Source organism: Roseofilum sp. SBFL, from assembly GCF_017746885.1.
Lineage (GTDB): Bacteria > Cyanobacteriota > Cyanobacteriia > Cyanobacteriales > Desertifilaceae > Roseofilum.
Genome location: NZ_JAGHZH010000102.1, coordinates 1 through 6,010 on the forward strand (window position 1 = coordinate 1; position 6,010 = coordinate 6,010).

The window sequence follows — 6,010 nt, forward strand, 5'->3', positions numbered from 1 at the left end:
GTCTTAGGTTTTGCTCCTACTACCAGTGCTATGATTGATATCCTCCTATCCGTAGCTATAAAGTTGATTAATCCTGAACCGTTAAAAAACTGGTTTACTCATTGTTGTTACTGTCCATCATAACAGCGCAAAGCGCTGTATGATTACAGTCAACCCGGTTTCTATTTCGTCACCATTTGTATTGACCAGCGCGAATGTTTGTTAGGCGAGATTGAAGAGGGAATCATAAAATTAAGCCGTTATGGTGAAGTTGTTGAATACCATTGGTTCAATTTAATGAAAATTTATTCCCATATTGCCTTAAATACATTTGCGATTATGCCGAATCATTTCCATGGTATCATCGAGATTAAAGATCGGGATAAAGATCGCGACCTAGCCAAAATCGTGAGGACATTTAAGACATTTTCGGCGCGTCGGATTAATCAAATTCGGTCAATGAAAGGCATTCCTGTCTGGCAAAGGGGATATTACGAACACATTATCCGCGATGAACATTCATTAGCCACAATTCAACAGTATATTATGGATAATCCGTTAAAATGGGAAATGGATGAATTGTATCCATCACCCGATTTCCATCAATGCGTAGGGGCGGGTTATACCACCATTTAGAAATCACACCAATAACCTTCGTGAACCCGCCCAACGGGATGTCGATACCTTCATTTAGCTAGGTGCTAAGAAACCCGGTTTCTTGAAGAAACCGGGTTTCTGGTTCCCCTGTGGTGGGTTATCGGTGGGGTGCGGGCGGGTTTAGGTCATGGATTTGTGGGTGTTCTAGATTTGGGGTTAACCCGCCCCTACGGTGAACCTGCCCAATCCGATGTCGATACCATCATTTCCGGTGGGTTATTGGTGGGGTGAGGGCGGGTTTAGGACATGGATTTGTGGGTGTCCTAGATTTGGGTGTAACCCGCCCCTACGGTGAACCTGCCCAACCCGATGTCGATATCATCATTTCCGGTGGGTTTATTGGTGGGGTGCGGGCGGGTTTAGGACATGGATTTGTGGGTGTCCTAGATTTGGGTGTAACCCGCCCCTACGGGTTGTTGTTTTGGTAATATGAACATGAAATATAATCCCACAATTCATCATTGTCGTTCCATTCGCCTGCCGGGATATGATTACAGTCAACCCAGTTTCTATTTCGTCACCATTTGTATTTACTAGCGCGATCGCAACGATTAGAAACCCAACTCAACCAGACTCAAGCAGAATTCAATTCAATCAAACAACACATGGAAGATGTCACGTCTGATATTACACGAATCGATCGAGAATTAGAAAAATTGCCACCTGAACCTCTATGGTAAAATAGGATCTTTGATTTAAACCCATCTAACTGAGTTCCCACCACACAACACCATTGATTGATGATCCCGTGAAATTTGCTTTATCTTCTATTCTCGTTCTGAGTGCAGTAACGATCGCCGCTCCTCCGGTCGCTAATGCTAGTATCTTTATTGCCTATCCTCGCGATCGCCATGAAACCACTGCCGATCGCATCTTCCTCATTGGTACAGCTCCCGTTGGAGAAGTGAAGGTGAATGGTCAAGTCATTTCTCGTTCTCCTCAAGGGCATTTTGCCCCTAGTTTTCCCTTGGAAATGGGAGAAAATACCTTTACCCTGCGCCATGGGAATCAGGAAAAGCAGATCGTCGTGATCCGTAACTCTGCCCTTCCCCCTGCTCCCGTGGGTTTGAATTTTGCCCAGGGATCGCTAACACCAGGAGTCAATATCGCTAAACCTCCTGGAGAACAAGTGTGTTTTTCGGCTGTTGCTCCCACCCCAGCCACCGTCACGGTTACCCTCGGACAACAAACCCGACCCTTAACCCCCCTCTCCACCCTGCCCCAACTGCCGCCCAATTCTGCGGTTCTCACCGGAGAAAACCAACCGACAACTGTTGCAAGTACCACCTATAAAGGCTGTGCGACGCTTCCCCTCACCTCAGAAGCACAAAATTTAGGTCAACCCCAATTTACCCTCACGCTTAACGGTCAAACCCTAACCCAAGCAGCTCCGGGAACCGTATCTATTCTTTCTCCTAAGCAATTTGAAATTGCCGAAGTGACTGCTGAAAATGGAGTTGCTCGTACAGGTCCAAGTACCAACTATTCCCGGTTAACCCCCCTTCCACAAGGAACCCGCGCCACAATTACGGCGGAAGAAGGGGAATGGCTCAGATTAGACTACGGTGCATGGATCAAGCGAGAAGAAACACGAGTCTTTTCCAGTGCAGCTCCTCCTGTTTCTCTCATTCGTAGCATTCAGGGTCGTCAAACCTCTGGATGGACGGAAATTGTATTTCCCCTGCAAGTCCCAGTTCCCGTTACTATTCAGCAACGCCAAAATAGTTTAACCCTGAGTTTGCACAATACTACCGCTCAAACCGATACCATTTATCTCAATGATGGCCCCTTAATTGAGCGCCTCGATTGGGAGCAGGTTTCACCGACGCGCATTGACTATACATTTGCCCTCAAAACCGAGCAACAATGGGGCTACAAGCTGCGTTATGAGGGCACAACCTTAATTTTGTCCTTGCGTCATCCTCCCCAGCCTTCTCGCTCATCCTCTCAACCCTTGCAGGGCATGAGGATTTTACTCGATCCCGGCCATGGGAGCGAGAATGACTTGGGCGCAAGGGGGCCAAACGGATATCCAGAAAAAGATGTGAATTTAGTGGTCTCTAAGCTGCTGCGGGATGCTCTGCAAAAACGGGGAGCAACGGTGTTGATGACCCGCGAAGGGGATGACGATCTTTGGCCCCACGACCGGGTGGAGATCATTGAAGCGCAGAAGCCAGATCTAGCCTTGAGTATCCATTACAATGCCCTTCCCGATGCCGGAGATGCAGAAAATACGGCTGGAATAGGCACGTTTTGGTATCATCCCCAGAGCCATGGTTTAGCGGTGTTTTTACATCAATATTTGGTGGATGAACTCCAGCGGCCCTCTTATGGGGTGTTTTGGAACAATTTGGCGTTGACTCGTCCGGCGATCGCCCCTTCCGTTCTGTTAGAGTTGGGCTTTATGATTAACCCCCGAGAATTCGAGTGGATCGTCGATCCTCAGTCCCAACAAGAGCTAGCAGACACTCTCGCCGATGGTATTGTCGTTTGGGTTACTCAAACCGACAAGCCCTAGGGAGATCGGCAGACAGAGGGGAATATTCCGATAGCAATATTTCTTTAAGAAATGTGTCACAGGGGACACAAACCTGATACATTGACCGAGTATCGGTAAATGATTTTGAATTGAGTGACGTTATGAAAGTCCTGGTTATTGGTGGTGACGGCTATTGTGGGTGGGCTACCGCACTTTATCTGTCTGACCATGGTTATGAAGTAGGGATTCTGGATAATCTCGTGCGTCGTCATTGGGATCAACAGCTTTGTGTTGAGACCCTGACACCGATCGCACCGATTCAGCAACGGTTACGCAAATGGCATGAATTAACCGGCAAAACCATCGATCTGTTTATTGGCGATATCAACGATTATGATTTCCTGATTCGCTCTTTGCGTCAATTTCAACCGGAGGCGATTGTTCATTTTGGGGAACAGCGATCGGCTCCATTTTCGATGATTGACCGCGAACATGCGGTCATGACTCAAACGAATAATGTGGTTGGAAACTTAAATCTTTTATTTGCAATGAAAGAGGAGTTTCCTGAAACTCACTTGGTGAAATTGGGAACCATGGGTGAATATGGAACGCCCAATATCGATATTGAAGAAGGCTATATCGAGATTAACCATAATGGACGAAAAGATACTCTTCCCTATCCGAAGCAACCGGGAAGTTTCTATCATCTCTCGAAGGTTCATGATAGCCACAATATCCATTTTGCCTGCAAGATTTGGGGTTTGCGAGCCACAGACCTGAACCAAGGGGTGGTTTATGGAGTATATACGGAGCAAACCAAACGGGACGAGCTGCTGATCAACCGTCTCGATTATGATGGTGTATTCGGAACGGCACTCAACCGGTTCTGTATTCAAGCGGCGATCGGTCATCCCCTTACGGTTTATGGTAAAGGTGGACAAACGAGAGGCTTTCTAGATATCCGCGATACGGTTCGCTGTATTGAAATTGCGATAAATAATCCTGCCAATGCGGGTGAATTTAGAGTCTTTAACCAGTTCACTGAAATGTTTAGCATTAGTGATTTAGCGGTCATGGTTGCTAAAGCAGGTAAACACCTCGGATTAGCGGTGGAAATTAACCACCTGGATAATCCCCGTGTAGAATTGGAAGAGCATTATTTTAATGCTAAAAACACCAAGCTTAAAGACTTGGGTTTAGAACCGCATAATTTAGAAGAGTCCCTGCTTGATTCTTTGATTAATGTGGCTCAAAAATACAAAGGTCGAGTTGATGAGAGTCAAATTCTTCCTAAAGTCTCTTGGCGGCGGAATTAGTTTGTTCAGCCCCCCGTTATTAGTCATATCATATCCGTCTAGTCAGTTAGGATAAGTCATTGCGAAGGTCGCGAAGGGGAATGAAGCAATCTTCCCAGTTTTGGTAATCTTGGCGATTGCTTCCCTCCGATCGCAATGACAATGGTTTAAGAGGGCATGATATCACCCATTACCCGATTGATGGTTTTTCGATATTGTTCTAGAACTGTGCTTTTTTATGAGAATTGCTCTATTTACAGAAACGTTTTTACCCAAAATTGACGGTATTGTTACTCGTCTAACACAAACGGTCGATCATCTGCAACGGTTGGGCGATCGCGTCTTGATCGTTTGTCCGGAGGGAGGACTGACGGAATATAAGGGTGCTAAAATCTATGGGGTATCGGGAATGCCGTTGCCTTGGTATCCAGAGTTGAAGATGGCGTTTCCACGACCGGCAATTGGGGAGGCGATCGCCGATTTTAATCCCGATTTGATTCATGTGGCTAATCCTGCGATCCTGGGTTTAGCAGGACTTTATTACGGTAAGAAGTTTGATATTCCCCTAGTGGCTTCTTACCATACCCATCTGCCCCAATACTTGCAACACTACGGGTTAGGCATGTTAGAACCCCTGTTATGGGAGTTGCTTAAAGGGGCCCATAATCAAGCCGATCTCAACCTCTGTACCTCTAGTGTGATGGTACAGGAACTGGTTAACCACGAGATTGAACGAGTGGATTTATGGCAGCGAGGTGTCGATACGGAACTGTTCCATCCCAGTTTAGCTTCTAGAGAAATGCGCGATCGCCTTTCCCAAGGCCATCCGGATAGTCCCCTCCTCCTCTACGTCGGACGATTAGGTGCAGAAAAAGAAATCGATCGCATTAAACCTGTCCTTGAAAGTATCCCCGATGCGCGGTTAGCACTGGTGGGTGATGGCCCCAATCGAGCTGTTTTAGAAGAACATTTTGCTGATACTCCCACCCATTTCGTCGGTTATCTGCGCGGCCAAACTCTTGCTTCTGCCTTCGCTTCGGCTGATGCTTTTATCTTCCCCTCCAGCACCGAAACTCTCGGTCTGGTTCTCCTCGAAGCTATGGCTGCCGGTTGTCCTGTCGTCGCTGCGGGAACTGGCGGCATCACGGATATTGTTACCGATGGTGTAAACGGCTACCTCTTCGATCCAACCGATCCCCAAGGTGCGATTTCCGCTACCCAGAAATTACTCGATAATCAAGCCGAGCGCGATACTCTGCGCCAAAATGCCCGTCAGGAAGCTGAACGCTGGGGTTGGAGTGCTGCCATTCGCCAACTACACCGCTATTACCAAGCTGTAGTTAATACCCGGCAACCGCTGGCAGCTTAGAGTTGACTCAAAAAGGTGAGTAGGAGAGGGGTTTATATCTCTCTTCTATCATTTTCAGAGGTCGCAATCGCCGATCCAGCCAGAGTTCTAGAGCTTAAGGGATGACAAGGAGGCTAAAGAGTAGACTGTATAAGGGATAGAACCTTTAATCCCTTCTGGAAAAATAAGCGCTTATGAGGCTTGGAATCCATCAATTCTTGAGCCAAAGAAGACCAACATTGAAAGGAGTGA

At 47.0% G+C, this 6,010-nt stretch carries 6 protein-coding genes and 1 pseudogene; all 7 read left to right on the forward strand.

Going from position 1 to position 6,010, the window contains the following annotated elements:
- Positions 1–135 precede the first annotated feature (135 nt).
- The 7 genes and pseudogenes from J7545_RS11455 (at position 136) to J7545_RS11480 (ending at position 5,779) form a co-directional block, all read left to right on the forward strand.
- Entirely contained in the window at positions 136–615 is a 480-nt protein-coding gene (locus J7545_RS11455) for a transposase (protein ID WP_413038749.1), read from the forward strand.
- A 275-nt stretch (positions 616–890) separates the two neighbouring features.
- Positions 891–1,064, forward strand: a complete 174-nt coding sequence (locus tag J7545_RS11460) for a hypothetical protein (protein ID WP_318700677.1) — start codon at positions 891–893, stop codon at positions 1,062–1,064.
- 7 nt (positions 1,065–1,071) lie between these two features.
- Positions 1,072–1,170, forward strand: a pseudogene (locus tag J7545_RS24045) (transposase); the annotation flags it as partial.
- Entirely contained in the window at positions 1,161–1,316 is a 156-nt protein-coding gene (locus J7545_RS11465; RefSeq protein ID WP_318700678.1) for a hypothetical protein, read from the forward strand. The pseudogene J7545_RS24045 and the gene J7545_RS11465, both read left to right, overlap by 10 nt.
- A gap of 68 nt (positions 1,317–1,384) precedes the next feature.
- Positions 1,385–3,154, forward strand: a complete 1,770-nt coding sequence (locus J7545_RS11470) for an N-acetylmuramoyl-L-alanine amidase (protein WP_318719576.1) — start codon at positions 1,385–1,387, stop codon at positions 3,152–3,154.
- Between the two features lie 122 nt (positions 3,155–3,276).
- Entirely contained in the window at positions 3,277–4,431 is a 1,155-nt protein-coding gene (locus tag J7545_RS11475; protein WP_318700680.1) for a UDP-sulfoquinovose synthase, read from the forward strand.
- A 217-nt stretch (positions 4,432–4,648) separates the two neighbouring features.
- The gene (locus J7545_RS11480) at positions 4,649–5,779 is read left to right on the forward strand and encodes a glycosyltransferase family 1 protein (RefSeq protein ID WP_318700681.1); all 1,131 of its coding nucleotides are present in this window, start codon (positions 4,649–4,651) and stop codon (positions 5,777–5,779) included.
- Positions 5,780–6,010: the final 231 nt, after the last annotated feature.